Origin of the sequence: Ciceribacter ferrooxidans (assembly GCF_004137355.1) — a bacterium.
Taxonomy (GTDB): Bacteria; Pseudomonadota; Alphaproteobacteria; order Rhizobiales; family Rhizobiaceae; genus Allorhizobium; species Allorhizobium ferrooxidans.
On record NZ_SDVB01000417.1, the window covers coordinates 1 to 258 of the forward strand.

General features: G+C 43.0%; 1 pseudogene. It reads left to right on the forward strand.

The features are described 5' to 3' along the window. Window positions 1-258 (forward strand): annotated as a pseudogene (truB, locus tag EUU22_RS24450) (tRNA pseudouridine(55) synthase TruB); the annotation flags it as partial.

The following is a 258-nucleotide window of genomic DNA, read 5'->3' on the forward strand; positions in this document are numbered from 1 at the left end:
AGTCTCAAGCTGTTCCAATACTTACCGAAGGTTCGATTTCGAAAATCTTAAAGCAGTTTGAGGGTGAAACTACACAAATTCCGCCGATGTATTCTGCATTAAAAAAAGATGGTCGTCCTTTATACGAGCTTGCTCGGCAGGGCATTGAGATCGAGCGTCCTGCTCGTCCAGTCAGAATTTCACAGATTGAATTACTCAGCTTTACTGAACAGAGCATTTCCCTTGACGTAACCTGTTCTAAAGGGACGTATATTCGTG